We start from the raw sequence: 23,581 nt of genomic DNA, 5'->3' as shown, positions 1-23,581 counted from the left end.
AGGCGGCCTTCGAGTTCGTCTACGTATCGGGATTCGCCCCGGACTGCATGAGGTGCGGTTTTATGAGAGCAGAGATTATTGCCGTAGGTACGGAGCTGCTTCTCGGTCAAATCGTAAACACAAACGCCCAGTATCTGTCGCGAGGTTTGGCAGAGCTGGGCATTGATGTTTATTACCAGACCGTAGTAGGCGACAATAAACGGCGGTTGATAGAAGCAATCGGCATTGCGCGCGGAAGAGCGGACCTGCTCGTGTTCACGGGCGGTTTGGGGCCGACTCAGGACGACTTGACCAGGGACGCGCTTGCCGAATATTTGGGCAGAGGAATCGAGCTGCACGAACCGACGATGGACAAGATTATGAAAATGTTCGCGGCCAGGGGAGGCGCCTTTATCGAAAGCAACCGGCGCCAGGCGCTGCTGGTCGAAGGGGCCACGCCTCTGCGCAATGATACGGGCTTGGCGGTCGGCAACGCCCTTAACGCGGACGGAACGTTTTATTTGCTGCTGCCGGGCCCGCCGCGGGAGATGAAGCCGATGTTCGACAACGACGGCTCTGCGTGGCTGCGCGAGCAATTAGGACCGGCGTATTCGCTGCATTCCGTTATGTTGAAATTTGCGGGAATCGGCGAGTCGATGCTGGAGGATCTGCTGCTTGATCTGATTGAGGCGCAGCAGGACCCTACGATCGCTCCTTACGCCAAGGAAGGAGAGGTCGCGGTTCGCGTGTCGACGAAAGCGGCGAGCATCGAGGAGGCTGCGCTTAAGCTGGAGCCGACTCTTGTGAAGATCCGTGATCGCACGGAGGCCTATTTGTTCGCTGAGGAGGACGTGCCGATCGAAGCGGCCGTGGTGAGGCTGCTGACGGCGCAGCAGAGGACGCTGGCGCTTGCGGAAAGCTGCACCGGCGGTATGGTGTCGGAGCTGGTCACGACGGTTCCAGGAAGCGCTGTGGTGTACCGAGGGGGCATCGTTTCGTACAGCAACGAGGTAAAAATGAGGCAGCTCGGCGTATCTCGGGAACTGCTGGAGGGAGATGGCGCTCCCGGAGCGATTAGCGCCGAAACGGCTTTGGCGATGGCGGAAGGCGCGCGGTCGGCCCTCGATACGGACTTTGCGCTGTCGGTTACCGGCAATGCGGGGCCGGCTGCCGCAGAGGATAAGCCGGTTGGTCTTGTTTACGTCGGCTTGGCCGAGCGCGGGCGCGAAACCCGGGTGGAGAAGCTGCAGCTGTCCGGCGATCGGGAGGGCATTCGACTTCGGGCGACGAAACGTGCTCTATATATGCTGTGGCAGTCTTTGTCGGGACAACGGCGAGATTAAGTTGCTTGGCGGCTGAGTGGCTGAGTTGGGAATGCAGGCGGGTAAGGGGGGGCGTTAATTACGCCTCTTTTGGCCATTATCCCTCTCGGTCAGGATGACCGTGTGTGGGGCGCGGTAGTCGTATTTTAGGCGTCTTATGGCCATTATCCCGTTCGGTCAGGATGGCTGTGTTATGGGGCGTGGTAGACGTGTTTTAGGCGTCTTATGGTCAATATCCCGTTCAGTCAGGATGGCTGTGTGTATGGGGCGTGGTAGACGTGTTATAGGCGCCTTATGGTCATTATCCCGTTCGGTCAGGATGACCGTGGTCGAGGCAGGTTGTCGATTTGCAGCCTCTTTCGTCAATATCCCGTTCGTTCAGAAAGGGTATATGTGTTCCGTTGCTTAGTTTCAGGCGAGGGTGTCAGTCCAAGCTTGTTACTTTTGCCGGCGGGCAGAAGAGAGAGGTACGGAGAATGGTATCCTTATCTGAGCCGCGGGGATAATGGCCATAAGCTGATGAAGACGGGATACTTGCGCGAGCTGCCGGAGCTACCTGACCTACCGGAACGGCGGGAAAAATTGTGACAGATTTTTGTCGAGGGTTGTCAATCTTCGGACCGGTATGTTAAAGTTTACTAGAAAGTTGCGGAAGAACCGTAGCGAAGATTACTTTGCTGCGGTTCTTTTTTGCAAATTTATCGAACAAATGTTCTTAAAAAGCTTGGCAAACGAATAGAAAAGCGGTATGATAAAACTATCAAAAGAGATAAGGATGTGGGTGTGTTGTCGGATCGTCGCGCCGCATTAGACATGGCTTTGCGTCAAATCGAGAAGCAATTCGGTAAAGGTTCTGTTATGAAATTGGGAGAAAGTGCTCAGCGTGCGGTAGAGTCAGTATCCAGCGGTGTGCTGGCGCTCGATATCGCACTCGGCATCGGCGGTTATCCGCGCGGGCGGATTATAGAAGTGTACGGTCCGGAATCATCGGGTAAAACGACGGTGACGCTGCACGCCATTGCGGAAGTTCAGCGTGCGGGCGGCACGGCGGCATTCATCGACGCCGAGCATGCGCTCGATCCTACGTACGCGAGAAATTTGGGCGTCAACATCGACGAGTTGCTGCTGTCTCAGCCGGATACGGGGGAGCAAGCGCTGGAAATCGCGGAAGCTCTCGTACGCAGCGGCGCGGTTGACATTATCGTTGTGGACTCGGTAGCTGCACTCGTTCCGAAAGCGGAAATTGAAGGAGACATGGGCGATTCGTTCGTCGGTTTGCAGGCGCGTTTGATGTCTCAGGCAATGCGGAAGCTGTCCGGGGCCATCAGCAAGTCGAAGTGTCTGGCAATCTTCATTAACCAGTTGCGCGAGAAGGTTGGCGTTATGTTCGGGAATCCGGAGGTTACTCCGGGCGGACGGGCGCTGAAGTTCTATGCGAGCGTACGTCTTGACGTGCGTCGCGTAGAGGCAATCAAGCAAGGCAACGACGTAGTGGGCAACCGGACAAAGATCAAGGTCGTGAAAAACAAGGTGGCTCCTCCGTTTAAGCAGGCGGAAGTGGACATCATGTACGGCGAAGGGATCTCCAAGGTCGGCAGCATCGTCGACATCGGGACCGAGCAGGAAATCATTCAGAAGAGCGGCGCTTGGTTCTCCTATAATAGCGAACGTTTGGGTCAGGGCCGCGAGAATGCGAAGCAGTATTTGAAGGATAATGTGGAAATTTCCGACAAAATCGAAAAGCAGATTCGTGATCTGTTGCTTAGTCCGGCGGCTGTGGTCAACCAATCCGCAACTTCGTTCTCCGCCGACGAAGACGAAGATGATGAGGAATTTGCGGAAGAGCAGTAAGATGAGAAAGCGGGTTAATCGAATATAACCGAGGGCGGCACATTGGATGCCGCCCTTTGCGTTTGGAGGGAGGGGCAACCGATGGATAAGGACAAGCACATAGAACTGCCAATTGCAGGAGCGGTCGTGACGGGTGTAGAGGCGCACCCGAAGAAACCTCATATGTACCGTGTAACGCTTAAGCTCGATTTTGGCACGGAACCGGGACTGGAAACGGAAGATAACTTTGGAGAAACTGCGCACGAAAATGCGGATGCCGATGAAAGATATGGGGATTGGAACTCGGAGGTCGATGCGCTAATTGTCGGGGCGCAGACTGCGAAGCGTGCGAAGAAGACGGATTTGGTCCAGTCTGAAGAAAGCGCAGCTACTTGGAATGAAGCGACGGCCCGTCCCTTACATGAGGAGACGGTGCTTACCATACACGAGGATACGCTGGTGAGCCGACGACTGCTGAGGGGGCGTAGGCTGACGGCGGAAGAGGTGGAGGTGCTCAGGCAGGACGAGCAGAAGGAGGAGGCTTACAGAGCTGCTCTGCTCATGCTGGAGAGGAAGGCGCGCACGACTGCGGAGTTGATGATGGCATTAAAGCGGAAAGGGTATGCAGCGGAGGTCGCAGAGGCGTGCGCAGAGCGTCTGAGGAAGATGAAAATGCTGGATGACTCGGCCTACGCCAAAAGGTTTACGGAGCAGCGAGCGGTCGGGCAGCGCAAAGGGCGGATGCTGATTCGGCAGGAGCTTCTGCAGCGAGGCGTCGATCGTCAAGATGTGGAGCAAGCGATTGGCGAGCTGGATGGCGATGTAGAGCGGGAAGCCGCGCTGGCACTGGCCCGCAAGCGATGGCCGTCGACCAAAGGAAATGACCGGGAACGCCAGATGAAACTGATGGGAATGCTGCTTCGAAGGGGCTTTCCGAACAGTCTTGCAAGGATGGCGGCGCAGCAAGCGGCGGCGGAGGCAGGCGAGGCGCAGTCGGACGGAATGGATGAAGATGATTTTTATGAGGATTACGATCTGGAACAATAAGGGACCCCGAAGGGGCCAAGTTGTAACAAATGTGTATTTGCATTCGGACGTTGCTTGACAATCCATTTTCGCAAAAGATAAAATGATTTTGTATTCCATCTTCCCACTCCGGCCGCTTTTTCCTTCCAAGAAGCGATTCGGAGCGCGTTTTTACGACACTTTTTGCTTTGTTCACACGTATTTAGACGGTTTGGAAACCGGAAATCAATTGAATAAGTATCCCCAAGCGGTTGCCTTGGTGATGCAACGAGGAGGTGAAAGACCATGATGGAGCCATGGATCTGGATCTTGATCGTTCTCGTTGTTGGCGTCCTTTGCTTTGGGATCGGTTATGTCGTACGCAAATCCATTGCGGAAGCCAAAATCTCCAGCGCCGAAGCGGCTGCGGTACAGATCGTGGAAGCGGCTAAAAAAGAAGCGGAAGCGGTACGCAAGGAAACGGTGCTGGAAGCCAAAGACGAGGTGCACAAACTCCGTAACGAAGCGGAACGCGACATTCGCGAGCGCCGCAACGAAATTCAACGTCTTGAAAGGCGGCTGTTGCAGAAGGAAGAGTCGCTGGATCGCAAGCTCGAAGCGTTGGAGCGCAAAGAGGAGCAAGTCGCCAACAAAGAGAAGCGAGTCGAAGAGATTCAAGACCAGATCGAAGCGCTGCATAAGCAGCAAATTGCCGAGTTGGAGCGGATATCCAATCTGACGATGGAAGATGCCAAGCAGCTCATTCTGTCGAGCGTGGAGCAGGAAGTGCGCCACGAGACCGCGCAGATGATCAAGGAAATCGAGCAGCAGGCGAAGGAAGAAGGCGACAAGAAAGCACGCGACGTCATCTCGCTCGCGATCCAGCGCTGTGCCGCGGATCATGTGGCGGAGACGACGGTATCCGTCGTCGCCCTGCCGAACGAAGAGATGAAGGGACGAATTATCGGTCGGGAAGGCCGTAATATTCGCGCCCTGGAAACGTTGACCGGTATCGATCTGATTATCGACGATACGCCGGAAGCGGTTATCCTGTCGGGCTTTGACCCGATTCGTCGGGAGATCGCCAGAACTGCGCTAGAGAAGCTGGTTGCGGACGGGCGGATTCACCCGGCCCGCATCGAGGAAATGGTTGAGAAGTCCCGCAAGGAAGTGGACGAACGGATCCGGGAGTATGGCGAACAAGCGACGTTCGAAGTGGGCGTTCACGGTTTGCATCCGGATTTGATCAAAATTCTCGGCCGCTTGAAGTTCCGGACGAGCTATGGACAGAACGTGTTGAAGCATTCGATGGAAGTCGCCTATTTGACCGGTTTGATGGCCGGGGAGCTGGGAGAGGACATCACGCTTGCCAAGCGCGCGGGTTTGCTTCATGATATCGGCAAAGCGCTCGACCACGAAGTGGAAGGCTCGCATGTCGAGATCGGCGTGGAGTTGGGCAAGAAATACAAGGAACATCCTGTAGTCATTAACAGTATCGCGTCTCACCACGGCGACGAGGAAGCGACTTCGGTTATCGCGATGCTCGTAGGAGCCGCGGATGCGCTTAGCGCAGCCCGCCCGGGAGCCCGTCGCGAAACGTTGGAAACTTACATTCGCCGGCTGGAGAAGCTGGAGGCGATCTCGGAGTCTTTCGAAGGCGTCGAGAAGTCTTACGCGATTCAAGCCGGACGCGAGGTTCGCGTAATGGTGCAGCCGGAGAAAATCGACGATACGGAGGCGTTCCGTCTCGCTCGGGATATTACGAAGAAGATCGAGGGTGAACTGGATTATCCGGGGCACATTAAAGTTACGGTCATTCGCGAGACCCGTGCGGTCGAATACGCCAAATAAGGCGCGAAATGCAGGGAAGGCGGAGAAGTGGCTGCGACAACACGCAGCCGCTTTTTCCCTTTTTATACGGAGTTACGGAAAGAGAGCGTGAAAGAAATGAAGGTCGTATTTATCGGCGATATCGTCGGCAATGTAGGCAGAGATACAGTCAAACGGCTGCTGCCATGGATTAAAGACAAGTATCAACCGCATATCATCATTGCCAACGGGGAAAACGCAGCGGGCGGACGGGGCATCAACACGGCGATCGCGCGAGAGCTGTACGAGTGGGGTGTACACGGCATCACGATGGGCAACCACACATGGGATAATCGCGATATTTTCGAGTTTATCGACGATGAGCCGCGCATCGTTCGGCCGGCTAATTTGCCGCGGGGTACGCCAGGGCGCGGAAGCATGATCGTTAAGGTCGGAAGCAAGGAGCTTGGCATTGTGAATTTGATCGGCCGAACGTTCTTGCCGCCGGCGGAATGCCCGTTTCGAACCGCGGACGAGGAGATCGAAGCTCTGCGCCGCCAAACGAAGTGCGTGCTGGTCGATTTTCACGCGGAGGCGACGAGCGAGAAAATTGCGATGGGCTGGCATCTGGACGGCTACGCATCTCTTGTCGTCGGCACGCATACGCATGTTCAGACGAACGATGCGAGAATTTTGCCCGAAGGAACCGCCTATTTGACCGACGCCGGTATGACCGGACCTCGCGACGGCGTGCTTGGCATGGAGAAGGAAACGGTGCTGCGTCGCTTTATTACCGGCATGCCGGGCCGCTTTACGGTGGCCGAAGGAAAATGGACGCTGAACGGCGTATTTGTGGATATCGACGATGCGACCGGCAAAGCGGTTAAGGTGCAAAATATTAGCGTGGACGAGGATTCCTGGATCGCCGTTTAACCGACGAGAGCCGCTTTAGGCGATTTCATGATCGTACCGTGCGGGAAAAGAAGGAATTATTGAAAGGGTTAACGAATAAGTATGCCTTAGTGGGCCCATCCTTCGATTTCCGATGAATTCCCGATGCAACCGATGAGCCGATAGGCGGGTTGTCATAAGAGGAGGTACTGGTCATGGAAGTATTAAAGGTTTCCGCAAAGTCCAATCCAAATTCCGTAGCAGGCGCACTGGCGGGCGTACTTCGCGAGCGAGGCGCTGCCGAGCTGCAAGCGATCGGTGCCGGAGCGCTTAACCAGGCGGTCAAAGCGGTAGCGATCGCCCGCGGATTCGTGGCGCCGAGCGGAGTGGACCTGATCTGCATCCCGGCATTCACGGATATTGTGATCGACGGAGAAGACCGGACGGCGATTAAGCTGATCGTAGAGCCGAGATAATCCGCCGACGAGAAGCTGTTGACCTGTTGTTTGATGATGCGAGCGATTCGGCGGAAGCGCCGAGGCGGAGCATGATCGATGCGACAGGTTTTTTTGTGCACGTACGGCATGTACGGACAATGACGGGTTGGGGAGGAACGACAAATGAGAATCGTGGATTTGCACGCCGATGTCCTGTGCAAGCTGCTTGAGAACCCCGGTATAGAGTGGAAAGACCCGAAGCCAGGGGAGCGGACGCCGTTCGATGCGACTCCGGGAAGGCTGCGGCAGGCGGGCGTCTCCGTGCAAGTTTTTCCCTTGTTCCTGCCGGAGGAACTGCAAAATCCGGAAGCGCTATTCCACGGAGCGGAGCTGTTTTGGAGCGACGTTCTCGCGAAGCAAGGCTTTAAGTTGATACGTAGCGCAGCCGATCTGGCGGAGGCCGGTCAGCAGGGGCGGATCGGCGCGTTGTTTTCCTTGGAAGGAGTCGGGGCTTTGCAGGGCAAGATGTGGATGCTGCGGCTGCTTCACAGGCTGGGGCTGCGGTTGCTCGGACCGACCTGGAACGGCGCGAACTGGGCTTGCGACGGAGCGTTGGAGCCGCGAGGAGGCGGGTTTACGAAAGCAGGCAGGCAACTGATTACGGAATGTGAAAATCTGGGCATCCTATTAGATGTGTCCCATCTTTCCGACCGCGGCTTCTGGGAGTTGGCCGAGCGCGCAACCCGTCCATTCCTGGCTTCGCACTCGAATGCCCGGTCGATCGTAGATCATCCGCGGAATTTGACCGACGAGCAGATTCGGGCGCTTATTGCCGCGGATGGGCTTATCGGCATCACCTTTGTGCCGTGGTTTGCTGCGAAGACTGATCCGGCTCGAATTGAGGACGTTCTTCGCCATATCGATCATATGTGCGCATTGGGCGGCGAACAGCATGTGGCGTTGGGTTCGGATTTTGACGGCATTTCCAGCTATGTTCAGGGACTTGAGCATCCCGGCTGTTACCCGGATCTGATAGAAGCGATGCTGAAACGTTACCCGGAAACCTTTGTGCGCGGCATTTTGGAGGACAATGCCATCCGGTATTTGACAACAAATCTACCTAATTGAACTGTTCGAGGTAAAACGTTCTCTATTTGGGAACGTTTTCATCGCAAACTGTTATGTGTCGGCTGAGCGAATATGTCTTGCATTTTACGTTCGTAAAACATAAGATTTATACGGGTAATAAAATATCATTGGGTAAATCTGTCGAAATTGGACGAACCAGAGATTAAGAGGAGATGGGCACTGTGATCAGTCAACTGTCATGGAAAATTGGCGGCCAGCAAGGGGAAGGCGTGGAAAGCACAGACCGGATCTTCTCTACTGCCCTCAACCGTCTGGGTTACTACCTTTACGGGTACCGGCATTTTTCCTCGCGGATCAAGGGCGGACACACGAACAACAAAATTCGGATCAGCACAAAGCCGATTCGGGCGATATCCGACGATTTGGACATTTTGGTTGCCTTCGACCAAGAGACGATCGATCTGAACGCGGGCGAGCTTCGTCCCGGCGGCGTCGTGGTCGCGGATGCGAAGTTCTCTCCAACGATTCCGGAAGGCGTGCAAGCGCGTCTGTTCGCAGTTCCGATTACGGCTATCGCAGAAGAGTTGGGCACTTCTCTCATGAAGAATATGGTTGCTTCCGGGGCATCCTGGGGGCTGCTCGGCCTGCCCATGGAAGTATTTAATAAAGCGGTGGAAGAAGAATTCGGACGCAAAGGGCCGGCCGTCGTGGAGAAAAACGTGGAGGCGGTGCGGCGCGGAGCCGAGTTTATTTTGGAGCAGGCGGGAGGTCCGCTTGACGAGTTCAAGCTGGAGGACGCGGACGGCAAGATCAAGCTGTTCATGATCGGCAACGAGGCGCTGGCGCTCGGCTCGATCGCGGGCGGCTGCCGCCTGATGTCGGCATATCCGATTACTCCTGCGTCCGAAATTATGGAATATTTGATCAAAAAGCTGCCGAAGTTCGGCGGAACGGTCGTGCAGACGGAGGACGAAATCGCTGCGGTGACGATGGCGATCGGCGCTAACTATGCGGGCGTTCGCACGATGACGGCTTCTGCGGGTCCGGGATTGTCGCTGATGATGGAGGCGATCGGCCTGGCCGGAATGACGGAGACGCCGCTCGTAATCGTCGATACGCAGCGCGGCGGTCCTTCCACAGGTCTGCCGACGAAGCAGGAGCAATCCGACATCAATGCTCTGATCAACGGCACGCACGGGGAAATTCCAAAGCTTGTCGTCGCTCCGAGCACGATTGAGGAATGCTTCTACGATATGATCGAAGCTTTTAACCTGTCTGAAGAGTATCAGATTCCTGTCATTGTCGCGACGGATTTGCAGCTCTCGCTCGGCAAGCAGACGTCCGAGCGGCTTGACTACGAGAGAATTGCCATCAAGCGCGGCAAGCTCGTCGCCGAGGAACTGCCGCCTAACGAAGATAACCGTCTGTTCAAACGGTACGAGTTTACGGAGGACGGTATTTCTCCTCGCGTGCTTCCGGGAGCCAAGCATGGACTTCACCACGTCACTGGCGTCGAGCACGATCAGGAGGGGCGGCCATCGGAGAACGCGCATAACCGTGAGAAAATGATGGACAAACGTCTTGGCAAAATCGCAAATTTGCGCATCACGGACGCGGTGAAGGTCGATGCCGCTCATGCGAATCCCGAACTGCTTATCGTCTCGATGGGATCGACGGGCGGAACGGTCGAGGAAGCTCGTTCCCGTATGGCGGCGGAGGGCATTACGACGAATCAGATGATGGTGCGCCAGATGCATCCGTTCCCGAGCGAGCAGCTTAAGCCTCATCTCGATGCGGCGAAGCAGATTGTCGTTCTGGAAAACAACGCGACAGGGCAGCTTGCCAATCTGATTAAGCTGAATCTCGGCTATCACGATAAAATCCGCAATATGCTGAAGTACGACGGAACGCCGTTCCTGCCTTCGGAAATCCACAAAGCGTGCAAGGAGCTGATTTAAGATGGCCACATTTAAAGAATTTCGCAACAATGTGAAGCCGAACTGGTGCCCGGGCTGCGGAGACTTCTCCGTTCAAGCCGCGATCCAGCGCGCTGCGGCGAATGTCGGCCTGGAGCCGGAACAGCTTGCGGTCATCTCGGGAATCGGCTGTTCGGGTCGAATTTCCGGATATATTAACGCTTATGGTTTGCACGGTATTCATGGACGCGCGCTGCCGATCGCTCAAGGCGTTAAGCTGGCGAACCGCGAGTTGACGGTCATCGCCTCCGGAGGCGACGGAGACGGCTTCGCGATCGGCATGGGTCACACGGTACATGCGATCCGCCGCAACCTGGACATCACGTACATCGTCATGGACAACCAGATTTACGGCTTGACGAAGGGCCAGACCTCTCCGCGCAGCGCCGAGGGCTTTAAGACGAAGTCGACGCCGGAAGGCTCGATTGAGACGACGCTGTCGCCGCTGGAGATTGCGCTGTCGGCCGGTGCGACGTTTGTCGCCCAGTCGTTCTCAAGCGATCTGAAGCAGCTCACTTCCTTGATTGAGCAAGGACTTGCCCATAAAGGGTTTTCGTTGATCAACGTGTTCAGCCCTTGCGTCACCTTCAATAAGATCAATACTTACGACTGGTTCAAGGAGAACATCGTCAATCTCGACCAGTTCCCGGACTACGATCCGTCCAATCGGGTTGCCGCAATGAACAAGATCATGGAAACGCACGGCATGCTGACCGGTTTGATCTATCAGAACAAGGAACGCAAGTCGTACGAGGATTTGGCGGTCGGGTTCGGTACGGAGGCGCTGGCGAAGCAGGATTTGACCCTGTCGCACGAAGACTTTGACAAATTGTTGGCGGAATTCAAATAAGGCCCGTTTTGGGCCGCTCGGAAGAGGCGCGCGGGTTTGTCCCGCGCGTTTCTTGCGTTATACTGGGGTTATATCCTAGTTTGTGAGAAAGGTTGGTTGTTCATGAGCGAAGCGGAGAGCAAAAAAGTACCCGTAGGCGTATCGGCGCGTCATATTCATTTGTCCCAGGAGCATGTGGAGGTATTGTTCGGAGCTGGAGCAAAGCTGACGGAGTTCAAGCCGCTGTCGCAGCCAGGACAATTCGCCGCGAATGAAACGGTTGCCGTATTCGGGCCGAAGGGCTCTTTTCCTAAAGTGCGCATTCTTGGACCGGCCCGCAAAGCGACGCAGCTGGAAGTGTCTCGCACCGACGCTTTCTCGCTCGGCTTAAACCCGCCTGTACGGGAGTCCGGCAACATCGAGAACACCCCGGGCATTCGCATCGTTGGGCCGGCAGGCGAAGTAACCGTCGATCAAGGCGTGATCGTGGCAGCGCGCCATATTCATTTTCATACGTCGGATGCGGAACGTTGGGGCATTGGCGATAAGCAGCTTCTGAAAGTGCGAGTCGGCGGAGAGAGGGGCGTTGTGTTCGAGCAGGTGGTGGCCCGCGTCTCGGATAGCTTCGCGCTGGACATGCATATCGATACCGACGAGGGCAACGCGGCAGGCGTGAATACCGGCGATTTCGGGGAAATCGTGGACTAATCGACTTTGAAGCCGGTGAAAGCGGAATAGCCTAGCGGAAGACCTTCCCCTTGTTTCGTTCAGGGAGAAGGTCTTCTCGCAAGTGCATGGATTCAAGTGATGCATTGTGCTATAATTTTTTATTGATGCTTTCATTTCATTACGTCTTCAAATGCGGAATCGATTATATGGTGAGTTCAGAGGTTCGGCGGAATTTTTGAATCACCTTTACTAAAGGAAGTGGGAACGCTCATGACGCAGGAGGCCTCCAACAAGCCGAAGTCGGCAGATCAAGCCAAAGATTACAGCAAGTACTTTGACTTCTCCGGCGCCAAAGTCATTTCCGAAGATGCCAGCGGCCGAACGATCCGTCTGAACGGAAGGGATATTCATATCGTCTCCGAACCGGACTACAGGCAGGAGAAGCAGCGTGGCAAGGAAGAGGTCAAAGTTCTTTACGAGAACGCCGTGCCGGACGAGCTGAAGACGCTGGGTCTCGGGAGAAAATATTTGATCTATACGTACGGCTGTCAGATGAACGAGCACGACACGGAAGTGATGCGCGGCTTGTTCGAGGAGATGGGCTACGAGCCGACGGAGGAGCGGATGGACGCCGATGTCATTCTGCTTAATACGTGCGCGGTACGGGAGAATGCGGAGGATAAGGTGTTCGGCGAGCTCGGACATTTGAAGGTGCTGAAGCAGCAACGTCCCGAGCTGATTCTCGGCGTGTGCGGCTGCATGTCGCAGGAAGCGTCGGTAGTGAATCGGCTTATGCAGAAGCATTCGCATGTGGATCTGATTTTCGGCACGCATAATATTCATCGTCTTCCGCATCTGCTGCAGGAGGCTCACTTCGGTAAGGAGATGGTGATCGACGTCTGGTCCAAGGAAGGCGACATCATCGAAAACCTGCCAAAGAAGCGGACCGAAGGGCTGCGCGCCTGGGTCAACATTATGTACGGCTGCGACAAGTTCTGTACGTACTGCATCGTGCCGTATACGCGGGGGAAAGAGCGGAGCCGGCTGCCCGAGGATGTCATCGCCGAGGTGCGCGACCTGGCACGCCAGGGCTTTAAGGAAATTACGCTGCTGGGGCAGAACGTCAACGCCTATGGCAAAGATTTTGAGGAACGGGATTATCGGTTCGGGGATTTGATGGACGATATTCGCAAAATCGATATTCCCCGTATTCGGTTCACGACTTCGCATCCGCGCGACTTCGACGATCACTTGATCGAAGTGCTGGCCAAAGGCGGCAATCTGGTGGAGCATATTCATCTGCCGATGCAGTCCGGAAGCACGGAGGTACTCAAGCGGATGAGCCGCAAGTATACGAGAGAGCGTTTTCTGGATCTGGCGTTGCGGATTCGGCAGAACATTCCGAATGCGGTACTGACGACCGACATTATTGTCGGGTTCCCGGGAGAGACGGAAGAGCAGTTCGAGGAGACGCTGTCTCTTGTGCGTGAGGCGGGAATCACGTCGGCCTTTACGTATATTTACTCGCCACGCGAAGGGACTCCGGCGTTCGATATGCTCGACAACGTGCCTTACGAGGCAAAGCAGAAGCGGCTTGCCCGCCTGAACGAGGTTATCGGAGAGCTGTCGCTTGAGCATCATCGATCTCTTGTCGGCCAGGTGATCGAGGTGCTTGTAGAGGGAGAAAGCAAGAACAAGGCGAACGTGTTGTCCGGTCGCAGCCGCTCGAACAAGCTGATTCATTTTGAAGGGAATAAGGAATGGATCGGACAGTTTGTCCAAGTGAAAATTACGTATGCGCAGACTTGGTACTTAAAAGCGGAAGTTGTAGCGGAACCTGCGATGCCAAGCCAAGCGGGATAAACCGAGGTTTAAACGAGACTTAAGCGAGAGATGAGACGAAAGCCGGGAGGAAGAAGGATATGTCAGCACATGCACACGGTCACGAACATGACCACGACCACGATCACCACGGAGGGGCTTGCTCCATGCCGTCGTTTGACAATCGGGAGCTGATTCTTCGCGAGGATATTTTGAACAGAGCCCGCGAGTTGGCCAATCTGATTACGACGGCGGAAGAAGTTAACGTCTACCAGCAAGCGGAGAAACGGATTCAATCGCATGAACGGGTTCAGGGACTGATTGTCCAAATCAAGAAAAAGCAAAAGGAACTCGTGGCGTTCCAGAATACGTTCAAAAATCCGGCGATGGTCGAGAAGATCGAAGCGGAAATCAGCGTGCTTCAGGACGAGTTGGACGGCATACCTATCGTGCAGCAGTTCCAGCAGAGTCAGGTGGACGTTAACTATATGCTTCAGTCGATTATCTCGATTATTCGCGATACCGTGTCGGAGAAAATCGACGTGGAAGCGGCGAAGCCTGCGGAAGCGCCGGAACAGTGCGATTGATCGCAGGGCGACAGGGCCAGATGGCTTGAATGGCATCTAACGGCGCGAAAAAAATAGGTTGATGAAATTGGCGGCATTAGGGAAATCCTTGTGCCGCCATTTGTTTGTTCAGGGGCTTCGACCGATGTTGTTTCGAGCCCCGTTATTTACGACTATACTGGGCGGTCAACGACCGATGCTTGAAGCGGAGGCGATGCTCAGCGTGAAAGTACGCTGATCGAATTGCAGCATGTGGTTCTGGCTCGGAGCGAGCTTCCACCTCTGCAGCCATTGCGAAGACAGACGGAGTCGATCGTCCGACAGATTGGCCGGAACATGCAGATGAAGCTTCACGAGGTGCTTGCCGCTGCGGACTTTGATGATGGAGCCCTGGCGCTCGGGAATGCCGAGCCTGGACAACAGCTCGTATCCGACGGACAAGCTGCCAGCGGCGATCGATCCGGAAGCGATCAAGGCTACCGTCTCGCTGAGAGGAGCGGGGTTGATCGTTAATGACTGATCGTTCGGATTGTAATCAAGCGTGTATCTGCGCAGAGCGGTAAGCCGAAATCGGCGAGCAAGCGCGTAGTTCATCTCCATGAAGTCGGCGAAGCATTCCCGACCTTCTAGAAATTGCAGTTGAATTTGCTGCTTGATGCCGCCCCGTTTTAACGTCAGCTTCGTATTGCGGGGAATCGACAGCAGATCGGAGGCCTTCTCCGAGCAATTCAAGGTAAGTACGACGGTATGAAGAGGCAGCTTGGCGATAAATAAATCGAGTCGACCGCTTGCCATAAGATAGGGCACTCTCCTTCAGGACAAAAAAACTAAATGAATCCTTCCACTGTATGCGAGGAAGGAGATGCCTGTTTGTATGATCGTCCCGAGAGGAAAAGGAAATGAACTCCCGTCACGCGCGGCGAGGGGAGTTCTTGCTGGAATCAGCGTTTGGATTTGCCGGAAGGGCGCACAAGCGGCAAGACGGGACGAAGCGCGACGATAACGAGGGTGGCCGCGACGGCTTTAATGGCGTCTCCCGGTAAATAAGGGAACATGCCGGCGCGCAGCGCTCCCGCAAACGTGTCGTACTTCCCGCTGTCTACGACATGCGCGAGCCAAGGGACGCCGGTTATGTACACGATCAACGAACCGAAAACAAACACCGAGACGAGCAGCAGAGCTTGGCGCGAGCGGCTGATTTTGCGCGCGGTGCCGTAAATCCGGTCGGTTGCCCAACCGACCAGGAAGGCCGAGATCGGGAACATCCAGATAAATCCGCCGGTAGGACCGGTGATCTGAGCGATCCCGCCGGAGCCGTTCATTAGCGGCAAGCCGATGGCGGTTAAGGCGACGACAAGGAAAATGCTCCAAAATCCGTAAGCGGCGCCGAGCAAGCCTCCGGCTAGCATGATGGCGAATTGCTGCAGAGAAATCGGAACCGGCGTGAAGCCAAGATTGATCTTGACGAAGCTGCCGGCGATGAATAGCGCGCCGAATAAGGCGATGTAGACGATTCCGCGGATCCAGGAATTTGAACGGCGAGTAACAGCTGCGCCTGCAGCTTCGGATGAAGCGGGTGATGATGATGTTGATGAATTCGACATTGTCAAAAAGCCTCCTAAATGTTAACCTTGATTTGCGGTTGTGGTTAACAATTGAGATTGTAGCACGGGATGTCCAGGTTGAAAAGAGGGATTTTTACGTGAGCGAGAACCGTCCGGTGTGGAATGCGGTAATTGCGAATACAGTAGAGAAGGATTCGAGGCCTGGCCGGATTGAGTATGGACAGGGGATTGAGCCTCTTGAAATAGACCGCGTTACGATTTATGGAGAAGACGAGACCGATGAGCAGGGTGTACGGTTGCGGGCAGCGTCGTTGACGCTTAAGGCCGGGGAATGGCTGACCGTTGTCGGCGTAAACGGGAGCGGTAAATCGACGCTGGCTCGACTGCTGGCGGGGCTGTTGCCCGAACGAATGAGCGGCGTTATCCGGCGCGGGTTCGCAGGCGAGGGAGTCAGCCCAATCGTGCTGCAGCAGCCGAAGGCTCAGCTGTTCGGTGAAACACCGCGCGAAGAGATTGTATTCGCATTGGAATGGCGAAGCGTTCCGGCGGAACGGATTGTTGAGGCCGCGGAGCAGGCATTGCGTAGCGCAGGTTTGACGGCTCTGGCGGATGAATCGTGGGAGCGGCTATCCGGGGGGCAGCGCCAGATGGCTGCGTTCGCGGCGGCAACGGCTTTCTCTTCGCCGCTTCTTGTTATGGACGAAGCCACATCGATGCTGGATGAGGACAATCGGGATGCAGTCATGCGCAGGGCCAGAGAGCTTCATTCGTGCGGAACCGCCGTTGTCTGGGTGACTCAGAGGCTGGACGAGCTCAGTCCGGACGATCGCGTCGTCGCGGTTCAAGAAGGCCGTATTGTGTACGATGGCGACGGACGCGAGTTTCTGTATGGTTCGGCGAGGGCAGAAGCTGAGGGAGGCTGGCTAGGGACAGAAGAAGCCGAGGACGGCGAGAGGATGGAGGGGGGCGGGGCCAGTGAGAGTGATATGGGGCATGCCGACAGCGCCTTATGGCCATTATCCCCGTGCCTCAGGGCTGGACTTAGATTGCCTTATTTGATGGAACTGGCGCTAGAGCTGAGAAAGCTGGGCAAGCTGCGCGATCCGCTGCCGATGACGGAGCGGGAATGGGAACAAGTGTGGGGGAACGCGGGTCATGGCTAAGGTTATAAAGCCGCACGGAATTCCGCTTCGGCTGGAGGGGATTCGCTGGCGGCGCGGCGAGGAAGGGGCCGGAGAGGGCCGTCTGGAAGAGTTGACTTTAACTCCGGGCAAAATCGTTCTGCTGATGGGAGCGAATGGCGCGGGCAAATCGACGCTGCTTGAGAAAATCGCCGGCTTGCGCCCCCCGGAAGGCTTGCAGGCAACCTACGGGCAGGAGGCCCTTTGGATGAGACGCCGCGGGATAGGCAGAGGTCGGCTGCGCCTGAACGAGCGGGCTCTGCTCTGCTACAGCTATGCGAGCCAGTCGCCGGAAGAGGGGCTGTTCGCACGCAGCATTAGCGACGAACTCGATTATTCGCTGCGACCGTATCGGCTGCCGCCGGAGGTGCAAGCGGAGCGTCGAGGAGATGCGCTTGGTGCGGTAGGTTGGGAGAGCGAGCAATGGTTGGCTCGAGATCCGTATTTACTGAGCGGCGGAGAGCGGCGCCGAACGGCGCTGGCCGCGGTGTTCGCCGCTCCCGCGCCGTGGCTGCTGCTAGATGAGCCGACGGCGGGGCTGGACGGCGCGGGACATCTGGTTATTGCGCGCAAGCTGAAGGAGCTCCGTTCCGAGGGAAGCGGAGTCGTGCTTGTCTCGCACGATTCCGACTGGGCGCTGCCGCTCGCCGACGAGGTGCTGCTCCTTGATTGTTCAGGGATGCTGCGGCTATGTTCCCGGGAGCAGTTGATCCAGCATCCCGAGTGGTTGGCGGAAGCGGGAATGCGCGTGCCGGCATGGCTGCGGACGGTCCATCGGCTGTGGCTCAGCGGGGCGCGGCTGGACCGGCTGGGAGACCCGCTAGCGGCAGCAATGGCGTGGCCTTCCGAGAACGAACGCGGTGAAGCGGCCGAGAGCGCTGCTGCTGTGGAGGTTCAGTCTCCTGTAGCCGACTCGCCAAGTCGTGAGCGCGGAATTCGGCATCGCCTGGCGGGGTTCGATCCCCGCTCGATCTGGCTGGCGTACGTGCTGATCAGCGTCGGGCTTTTTACATTGCGGGATTGGAGCGGAATCGCGATTGGGGCAGCAGCGGTTGCCGCCTTGCTGCTCGCCGGCCGCGTGTCGTTGCGTCGCTGGCGAGGAGTAATTGCCAACTACGCGATTTTCTCGATCCTCACTTCGGCAATTTTTGCTTCGGGTGCGGGAGGAGATTGGGCGCTGCGCGGGGAAGCTTTTGCCGATACGTCGTTTGCTTTTACACGTACCCTGTTGATATTGCTATTAGGCTTGGCCATCCCGCTGGTGATGTCGCCCTTGTCGTTAAGACGGTCGCTGGAGCGAATGACTTCGTTTCGAAACGCGAGCCCGCTATGGGCGCAGAGAGGGATTTTGGCGGTGACGCTTATGATGCGTTTCGTGCCGGTGCTGTTGGAGCTATGGGAACGCTTCGCCAAAATAATCCGAGCCCGCGGCAAAAAAATGGCGCGAAATCCCGTCGCTTTTGTCCGAAGACTGCGAGATATTGCTCTCCCTTTTTTACTGGCATTGTTTCGCCTTGGGGACGAGGTGACGCTTGCGCTGGAAAGCAGGGGCGTAGGAGACGGGAAGGCCGTTGTTCATACGCAGCAAATGAAATGGCGGCTCCGGGATTATGGGTTGGCGGCTGTAGGCGCGCTGCTCGCTTGTGGACTGTGGCTGTTAGGGCGTTAACGTTTAAGAGACGAAAGAGACTGTTTCATTGGCAAAGGCAACTTGGCTTTTGCAGATGAGACGGTCTCTTTCGTTGTCGGAATTGCTCGTAAAATACGAAATGAGAGTACGACGTATGATATAATCTGGTAATAGAGTGATGATTATCCGGGAGGAGAGAAGGAGAATTGAGGCTAGCCAAAGGTCAAAAAGCGGATCTCACCAAGGGAAGAAGCGTTAGCGCGATTTCATTTGGACTGAGCTGGCGTTCCGCAGATTCGGAGATTGATATTAACGCCTCGGCATTTCTGTTAAATGCAGGCGGAGTGTGCGTCCGCGACGAGGATTTCATTTTCTACGGGCAACAAGAGAGCCGGAATGGGGCTGTCGTTCACGCCCAGCAGTCGGGAGACATTCGCGAAGCAATCCGGATCGACATCTCGCGGATTCCGGCAGATATTGAGCGGATTGCGATCACGCTGACGATTCATGACGGCGAAATAATCGGAAAATCCTTCGGTCTGGTGTCCGAAGCGGCGTGCACGATTATCGATTGCGGCAGCGGCGAGCAGTTGGGCGATTTTCGATTTGGCGAGGACCTTAGTCTGGAAACCGCGATTGTTGTGGGAGAGTTTTACTTACATAAAGGCGATTGGAAGTTCAATGCGGTGGGCAGCGGGTTTAACGGCGGGTTGCCAAAGCTGGTGACCAATTTCGGACTGGAGGTCGAAGAGGAGGTTGCGGTTGCAGCGGAACCCGTGACAAAACCGGCGGCTCCGATCGAGAAATCGCCTTCGGAACCTGTTCACAAACCTGCACCTGCGGCAGGGAGCTCTTCTCCTGTACAGCTTAGTAAGGTGAGCTTGGAGAAACAGGGCAGCGTAAACATTCGGAAATCGAGCAAGGTTACGGCAAGGTTGGAGTGGGAATCCGCCAAAGATTTGGATCTCTATTGTTTCTATGTGACGGCAAACAATGAGGTAGGAAAGATTTATTATCGCAACATGGGATCGCCGCAAAAATCTCCGTACATTCAGCTCGATGGAGATTCTAAAGGAAAAGGCCAAGAAACGATTACGATCCATAAGCCGGAAGAGCTGAAATATGTGTTGTTCGCCGCGTATAGCGCAATTAGCAATGGAATCGGCAGCTTCTATTCCATGAAAGCGAGAGCTGTCGTCGATAACCATCAAGGGCAGCAAGTCGTGTCTTCCCTGTACGAGAAAAACAACTACGCTTATTGGGTCGCTATCGCGCATATCGATTTTACGTCCCCGTCGGAGATGAAAGTCAGCCACGTAGAGCAATATTCCAAACGGTTCACGGAAAAAAGCCCGCTGCTCTATGAGGACGGGTCATTTAAGATGAACGTGGGCAAGGCCGAGTTCAAGAGCTGGAGATAGAGAGCGTAACGGCTTGAAGCTAGTCTTCAAGCCGTTTGTTCAGCAGTACGATGAGAGCCGCTGCTACGCCAAGGGCCGAACCGAAAAGAAAGCCTGCTTGCAGGCCGCCAATGGCATTAAGTCCGCCTGCGATATAAGGGCCGAGGAACATGCCAAGCGAGTAAACGGACTGATACAGTCCCATAGCGGTCGCTCGTTCGGAGGTTTGAAAGCTCCGGATGGCCAAGCTGAGCAGGAGCGGGAAATACATCGCCTGGGCGAATCCGTTAAGCACCTGCGTCAGAGCCAGAACGGCGAGGCTCTGAGTAAATGGGATAACGGCAGTAAAGAAGGCAGCGAGCAGGAAGCCGATGACAAGGGTAGCGCGCGTACCGAAGCGGGGAGCGAGATAGCGTCCGCTCCAGAGCGAGACAAGAGCGTGCGGAACCATAAACGCAATGACGATGCCGGTAAGCTGCGCTTCGCTGGCGCCCAGTTCGACCGCTTGCAGCGGTGTAAAGCCGAACATCGTAATGAAGAGAATGCCGTGCGCGAGCACGGAAAGGGTCGAAACGAGCCATAGCGACCGTGAACGCAGCACCTTGGCGACGATGGTTTTATCGATTGTCGCGGCGGCGGATTTGGCCGGTTTTGACGACTGCGCTTGCGGTTCGTAGACGAAGAGTGCGACCAGTGTACCGACCGCGGCAACGCCAACTCCGGAAAGAAAAGCGGTATCCCAGCCGCCAGAGTAGGCGAGCCATCCGCTAAGGCTCATCCCGGTGAGCTGACCGAATACGGTCAGGAAGCTAAGCGTACCCATCGCCTGATGGGTCTGGTTGGACGGATAATAGGAAGCATACAGCACGGTAAAAGGAACCCAAGCCGCTGCACATACGCCCGCCATTAACCGTCCGGCTAAAGGTCCGCCCCATGTCCCCGGCAGCAGAAAAAAGAGGCAGCTAACGAGCCCCGCCAGCATTCCGATAATCAGAAACGGTTTGCGGCGAGTCATCGCGTCCGAGTAAATGCCGAGAGGAAACCGGATAATGATCTGCGTAATGCCGTAGCTGCCAAGAATAAAGCCGATCCAGCCCAACGATAATCCCCGTTCATGGAGATAAGGACTTAGGATCGGCACGTATATATACAGAGTCGTCCAATACAGAATCGTCGCGACCGCGAAGATGAGGTGCTTGCTTCGGACGGACGGTTCGTCTTGTCGCTGCTGTAACTGTTGCGTCAATTCGGATCTCGGGTGCATCGTTGCGGAAGTCCTCCTGAAGGGGTTATTTTTACGAAGTGCGTGTTATTTGGACCCTTTCTTAATGTAACGGATTCTTAGTGGGATGGGAAGAGTGTAACGCATAGGAAGGTAACGCATCGAGAGAATGGGGCAATCAATAGGATAGGCCTTTTTTTTATTTTCACCTATGTTTAGGGTTATTTGGTAAAATAAGATGACGGCAATTAACGGAAGTTATTTATCATTTTTAGGAGTGTGCCTATGGAAATAGCGTTCGAAGTAATCGAGAGTATGCTGGTTAAATTTAAGTCGGAAAGGAAATGGACTCTTCAAGCGATTGAGCAGCTGACGGATGAGGATATAATGTGGTCTCCAAACGCGGATAGCAATAGCATAGCGAATTTGGTTGCTCATATTCACGGGTGCGTTCATTCAAGAATCGAAACTATTTTTCGGGATATCCCGGATACCAGGGACAGGGATCGGGAATTTGAACGCGGGCTGAAAATGTCCAACGAGCAGGCTTACGGCATGACCAAGGAAGCATTCGATATCATAATTCAATATCTTGAACATCTGAGAGCGAAGCCGGATTTGTTGTTATCTCAGCCTTTTATCGAGCGGCCGCCCCTAACACATAGTCAAGTAAATAATGAGACAACGGTTCTGGATCTGATGATAGCGATGGTTAGAGAGATTCATTACCATACCGGACAAATTATATATGCAGCGAAAATAAGAAAAGGGCAGCTTACGTGGCGATACGATTAAAATCAGTGTACTGGGTTATTCCCATCTAAAGAAAAGAAGGAGATTATAAACTTAATGATCTTTGGATAGATGAATACCAGGATGTAGAAGAGATCAAGGAGGCAAGAAGGTGCCTGTTCAAATTGAATATAGAGATTCGTTTTCGGTTATCGGGAAGCTGGGTGAAGGTCTTGCTGCTGAAGGTGGTAAGTGGATTCCTGTTCTTTGGGAGAAGGCCAATCATAACTTTGATGAGATTCGTGATTTAGCGAAGAAGGACAATGAAGGAAATCTAGTTGGACTATGGGGAGCGATGAGCGATATTTCGGAAAGTTTTGAGCGATGGACGGATCAAGGGAAATATTTGGCTGGCTGTGAAGTTGTAGATAACTGCAATGCTCCAGCGGGATGGGCGAGATGGGTAATTCCTGCTTACAAGTATGCAATCATTCAATGCAATCTGGACACATATGACGAGAAATTTAGATACATGATTACGGAGTATCTCCCAAGCAATAATTATTCAATCGTCGGAGCGGTTCATGAATTTTATAAGCCGGGTGAAACTGACGAGGGGTTGTGGTTGTATTTTCCAATAGAAAGAGCTTAATGTACTGATGATTTAAATACCGAATGCGAGAAAGCGGTGAAGCCCATGATTATTCGCAAACATGAAGAAGAATTTATTCTTATCCATCAGCATGAGCACGCAAAATTATCAGGTGACATATGCAGCAATATGAATAAGGAGCTATTTCTTAATGCGAATATTCCAGATGTAGTAACTGCCGTTTATGAACACGATAGAAGCTGGATTCGGTTGGACCCGCAATATCAAGTGAATCCGGACACTCATAGCCCTTATTCTTTTCAAGATTATCCGCTAGAAGAAAAAATCATTGCCTACACACAAGGGCTGGATGAGACGGAAGAGATCAATAAATACGCGGGGTTGTTGTGTAGCCTGCATTATGTATCGTTTTTCGACAATTGGAGTCCACCTGAAAGTAAGTCTTTTATAGAGAAGGAAAAACAAAGGCAGGTTAAGATTCTCGCGGAACTCGGCCATGTGGATCGAAACGTGATCGAGGCTCATCTAAATATTCTTCAATTCTGCGACAGATTGTCGCTTTACGTTTGTCTCAATGATCCAGGGGTGCCGAAAAACAAGGAACATGAATGGTATAGGGAAGGAATTAGCCATTCGGAAAGCATAAATCCCTCCGGCAACATGCCGATCCGAACGAGCTGGATGAGCGACTACGAAGTGCAAGTTGCGGGATTCCCGTTTACGGATGAGTTTGAGACTTGGATAAGGTATAGCAGAGTTTCAAAGGAACATGTCGATTCTGGTGTGATTCATGCGGAAAAGATTAAATGGGAAGATCAAAGGGTAATTTTTAGGCGTTAGACGCCAGTTTTTTCCCATTGTCTGTACTGGATTTAATTAAGTCCGAATAAGAATATAAGCGTTTAGGCCGCGAATAATCGCGGCTTTTTCGCTATTTAATGACAAAATGCTCAGGAAGAGAAAGGAAAATAATGACGGACATGGAATTAGAAAAGTAGGCATTTGATGAGGATTA

Annotated in this window: 21 protein-coding genes; 18 read left to right on the top strand and 3 right to left on the bottom strand. The window is 54.4% G+C overall.

The window, feature by feature from the left end; genetic code table 11:
• Positions 1-62 precede the first annotated feature (62 nt).
• The 12 genes from J4772_RS16250 (at position 63) to J4772_RS16195 (ending at position 14,244) form a co-directional block, all read left to right on the top strand.
• Positions 63-1,322: a competence/damage-inducible protein A gene (locus J4772_RS16250; protein WP_209076171.1), complete on the top strand. Its 1,260-nt coding sequence runs from the start codon at positions 63-65 to the stop codon at positions 1,320-1,322.
• Positions 1,323-2,087: 765 nt separating this feature from the next.
• Complete coding sequence (gene recA / locus J4772_RS16245) at positions 2,088-3,152, top strand: recombinase RecA (protein ID WP_116059588.1); 1,065 nt, start codon at positions 2,088-2,090, stop codon at positions 3,150-3,152.
• 81 nt (positions 3,153-3,233) lie between these two features.
• Positions 3,234-4,178 (top strand): regulatory protein RecX, encoded by a 945-nt coding sequence (locus tag J4772_RS16240; RefSeq protein WP_209076169.1) that lies wholly within the window; start codon positions 3,234-3,236, stop codon positions 4,176-4,178.
• Positions 4,179-4,445: 267 nt separating this feature from the next.
• Positions 4,446-5,987 (top strand): ribonuclease Y, encoded by a 1,542-nt coding sequence (rny, locus tag J4772_RS16235; RefSeq protein ID WP_116059723.1) that lies wholly within the window; start codon positions 4,446-4,448, stop codon positions 5,985-5,987.
• Positions 5,988-6,083: 96 nt separating this feature from the next.
• Positions 6,084-6,878: a TIGR00282 family metallophosphoesterase gene (locus J4772_RS16230; protein WP_209076167.1), complete on the top strand. Its 795-nt coding sequence runs from the start codon at positions 6,084-6,086 to the stop codon at positions 6,876-6,878.
• Positions 6,879-7,051: 173 nt separating this feature from the next.
• Positions 7,052-7,312, top strand: coding sequence for a stage V sporulation protein SpoVS (gene spoVS / locus J4772_RS16225; protein ID WP_027084382.1), 261 nt, complete (start codon positions 7,052-7,054; stop codon positions 7,310-7,312).
• Positions 7,313-7,456: 144 nt separating this feature from the next.
• Positions 7,457-8,401, top strand: a complete 945-nt coding sequence (locus tag J4772_RS16220) for a dipeptidase (protein ID WP_209076165.1) — start codon at positions 7,457-7,459, stop codon at positions 8,399-8,401.
• 182 nt (positions 8,402-8,583) lie between these two features.
• The gene (locus J4772_RS16215; RefSeq protein WP_116059591.1) at positions 8,584-10,320 is read left to right on the top strand and encodes a 2-oxoacid:acceptor oxidoreductase subunit alpha; all 1,737 of its coding nucleotides are present in this window, start codon (positions 8,584-8,586) and stop codon (positions 10,318-10,320) included.
• A 1-nt stretch (position 10,321) separates the two neighbouring features.
• Positions 10,322-11,188: a 2-oxoacid:ferredoxin oxidoreductase subunit beta gene (locus J4772_RS16210; RefSeq protein WP_116059592.1), complete on the top strand. Its 867-nt coding sequence runs from the start codon at positions 10,322-10,324 to the stop codon at positions 11,186-11,188.
• A 102-nt stretch (positions 11,189-11,290) separates the two neighbouring features.
• Positions 11,291-11,875 carry a phosphate propanoyltransferase gene (locus J4772_RS16205; protein WP_209076163.1) on the top strand — a complete coding sequence of 195 codons (585 nt, stop codon included), beginning with the start codon at positions 11,291-11,293 and terminating at the stop codon, positions 11,873-11,875.
• Positions 11,876-12,106: 231 nt separating this feature from the next.
• Entirely contained in the window at positions 12,107-13,699 is a 1,593-nt protein-coding gene (gene miaB, locus J4772_RS16200) for a tRNA (N6-isopentenyl adenosine(37)-C2)-methylthiotransferase MiaB (protein ID WP_116059593.1), read from the top strand.
• 59 nt (positions 13,700-13,758) lie between these two features.
• Positions 13,759-14,244, top strand: coding sequence for a YlbF/YmcA family competence regulator (locus J4772_RS16195; protein ID WP_209076161.1), 486 nt, complete (start codon positions 13,759-13,761; stop codon positions 14,242-14,244).
• A 165-nt stretch (positions 14,245-14,409) separates the two neighbouring features.
• Here J4772_RS16195 and J4772_RS16190 read toward each other — a convergent pair whose 3' ends face one another.
• Both J4772_RS16190 and J4772_RS16185 read right to left on the bottom strand, forming a co-directional pair.
• Positions 14,410-15,018 (bottom strand): hypothetical protein, encoded by a 609-nt coding sequence (locus J4772_RS16190; protein WP_209076159.1) that lies wholly within the window; start codon positions 15,016-15,018, stop codon positions 14,410-14,412.
• 146 nt (positions 15,019-15,164) lie between these two features.
• Positions 15,165-15,827, bottom strand: coding sequence for a biotin transporter BioY (locus J4772_RS16185; protein WP_209076158.1), 663 nt, complete (start codon positions 15,825-15,827; stop codon positions 15,165-15,167).
• Positions 15,828-15,925: 98 nt separating this feature from the next.
• Between J4772_RS16185 and J4772_RS16180 the strand changes: the two genes are divergently transcribed.
• The 3 genes from J4772_RS16180 (at position 15,926) to J4772_RS16170 (ending at position 20,020) form a co-directional block, all read left to right on the top strand.
• Entirely contained in the window at positions 15,926-16,951 is a 1,026-nt protein-coding gene (locus J4772_RS16180; RefSeq protein ID WP_209076156.1) for an energy-coupling factor ABC transporter ATP-binding protein, read from the top strand.
• Positions 16,944-18,638 (top strand): ATP-binding cassette domain-containing protein, encoded by a 1,695-nt coding sequence (locus J4772_RS16175; RefSeq protein ID WP_209076154.1) that lies wholly within the window; start codon positions 16,944-16,946, stop codon positions 18,636-18,638. The genes J4772_RS16180 and J4772_RS16175 overlap by 8 nt, the downstream gene beginning before the upstream one ends.
• Positions 18,639-18,805: 167 nt before the next feature.
• Entirely contained in the window at positions 18,806-20,020 is a 1,215-nt protein-coding gene (locus tag J4772_RS16170) for a TerD family protein (RefSeq protein ID WP_209076152.1), read from the top strand.
• 19 nt (positions 20,021-20,039) lie between these two features.
• On the opposite strand, the gene J4772_RS16165 is transcribed toward J4772_RS16170, so the two are convergent.
• Positions 20,040-21,263, bottom strand: a complete 1,224-nt coding sequence (locus J4772_RS16165) for an MFS transporter (protein WP_209076151.1) — start codon at positions 21,261-21,263, stop codon at positions 20,040-20,042.
• Between the two features lie 243 nt (positions 21,264-21,506).
• Here J4772_RS16165 and J4772_RS16160 point away from each other — a divergent pair, with 243 nt between their 5' ends.
• The 3 genes from J4772_RS16160 to J4772_RS16150 all read left to right on the top strand — a co-directional run bounded on the left by J4772_RS16160 (position 21,507) and on the right by J4772_RS16150 (position 23,406).
• Positions 21,507-22,016: a DUF1572 family protein gene (locus J4772_RS16160; RefSeq protein ID WP_209076149.1), complete on the top strand. Its 510-nt coding sequence runs from the start codon at positions 21,507-21,509 to the stop codon at positions 22,014-22,016.
• A 109-nt stretch (positions 22,017-22,125) separates the two neighbouring features.
• Positions 22,126-22,605 (top strand): GyrI-like domain-containing protein, encoded by a 480-nt coding sequence (locus J4772_RS16155; protein WP_209076147.1) that lies wholly within the window; start codon positions 22,126-22,128, stop codon positions 22,603-22,605.
• 45 nt (positions 22,606-22,650) lie between these two features.
• On the top strand, positions 22,651-23,406 hold the full coding sequence (locus tag J4772_RS16150) for a DUF3891 family protein (RefSeq protein WP_209076145.1): 756 nt from the start codon (positions 22,651-22,653) through the stop codon (positions 23,404-23,406).
• Positions 23,407-23,581 lie beyond the last annotated feature (175 nt).

Origin of the sequence: Cohnella sp. LGH, from assembly GCF_017671885.1 — a bacterium.
GTDB lineage: Bacteria > Bacillota > Bacilli > Paenibacillales > Paenibacillaceae > Cohnella > Cohnella phaseoli.
The sequence above is the reverse complement of the archived record's forward strand: the minus strand, read 5'-3'. Positions and strand labels throughout refer to the sequence as shown.

What these genes read in the sequence shown, in the direction of transcription:
- J4772_RS16250 (WP_209076171.1), top strand. Translation starts at nt 63, where the DNA reads ATGAGAGCAGAGATTATTGCCGTAGGTACGGAGCTGCTTCTCGGTCAA.
- J4772_RS16240 (WP_209076169.1), top strand. Translation starts at nt 3,234, where the DNA reads ATGGATAAGGACAAGCACATAGAACTGCCAATTGCAGGAGCGGTCGTG.
- rny (WP_116059723.1), top strand. Translation starts at nt 4,446, where the DNA reads ATGGAGCCATGGATCTGGATCTTGATCGTTCTCGTTGTTGGCGTCCTT.
- J4772_RS16230 (WP_209076167.1), top strand. Translation starts at nt 6,084, where the DNA reads ATGAAGGTCGTATTTATCGGCGATATCGTCGGCAATGTAGGCAGAGAT.
- spoVS (WP_027084382.1), top strand. Translation starts at nt 7,052, where the DNA reads ATGGAAGTATTAAAGGTTTCCGCAAAGTCCAATCCAAATTCCGTAGCA.
- J4772_RS16220 (WP_209076165.1), top strand. Translation starts at nt 7,457, where the DNA reads ATGAGAATCGTGGATTTGCACGCCGATGTCCTGTGCAAGCTGCTTGAG.
- J4772_RS16210 (WP_116059592.1), top strand. Translation starts at nt 10,322, where the DNA reads ATGGCCACATTTAAAGAATTTCGCAACAATGTGAAGCCGAACTGGTGC.
- J4772_RS16205 (WP_209076163.1), top strand. Translation starts at nt 11,291, where the DNA reads ATGAGCGAAGCGGAGAGCAAAAAAGTACCCGTAGGCGTATCGGCGCGT.
- miaB (WP_116059593.1), top strand. Translation starts at nt 12,107, where the DNA reads ATGACGCAGGAGGCCTCCAACAAGCCGAAGTCGGCAGATCAAGCCAAA.
- J4772_RS16195 (WP_209076161.1), top strand. Translation starts at nt 13,759, where the DNA reads ATGTCAGCACATGCACACGGTCACGAACATGACCACGACCACGATCAC.
- J4772_RS16190 (WP_209076159.1), bottom strand. Translation starts at nt 15,018, where the DNA reads ATGGCAAGCGGTCGACTCGATTTATTTATCGCCAAGCTGCCTCTTCAT.
- J4772_RS16185 (WP_209076158.1), bottom strand. Translation starts at nt 15,827, where the DNA reads ATGTCGAATTCATCAACATCATCATCACCCGCTTCATCCGAAGCTGCA.
- J4772_RS16175 (WP_209076154.1), top strand. Translation starts at nt 16,944, where the DNA reads ATGGCTAAGGTTATAAAGCCGCACGGAATTCCGCTTCGGCTGGAGGGG.
- J4772_RS16165 (WP_209076151.1), bottom strand. Translation starts at nt 21,263, where the DNA reads ATGCACCCGAGATCCGAATTGACGCAACAGTTACAGCAGCGACAAGAC.
- J4772_RS16160 (WP_209076149.1), top strand. Translation starts at nt 21,507, where the DNA reads ATGGAAATAGCGTTCGAAGTAATCGAGAGTATGCTGGTTAAATTTAAG.
- J4772_RS16150 (WP_209076145.1), top strand. Translation starts at nt 22,651, where the DNA reads ATGATTATTCGCAAACATGAAGAAGAATTTATTCTTATCCATCAGCAT.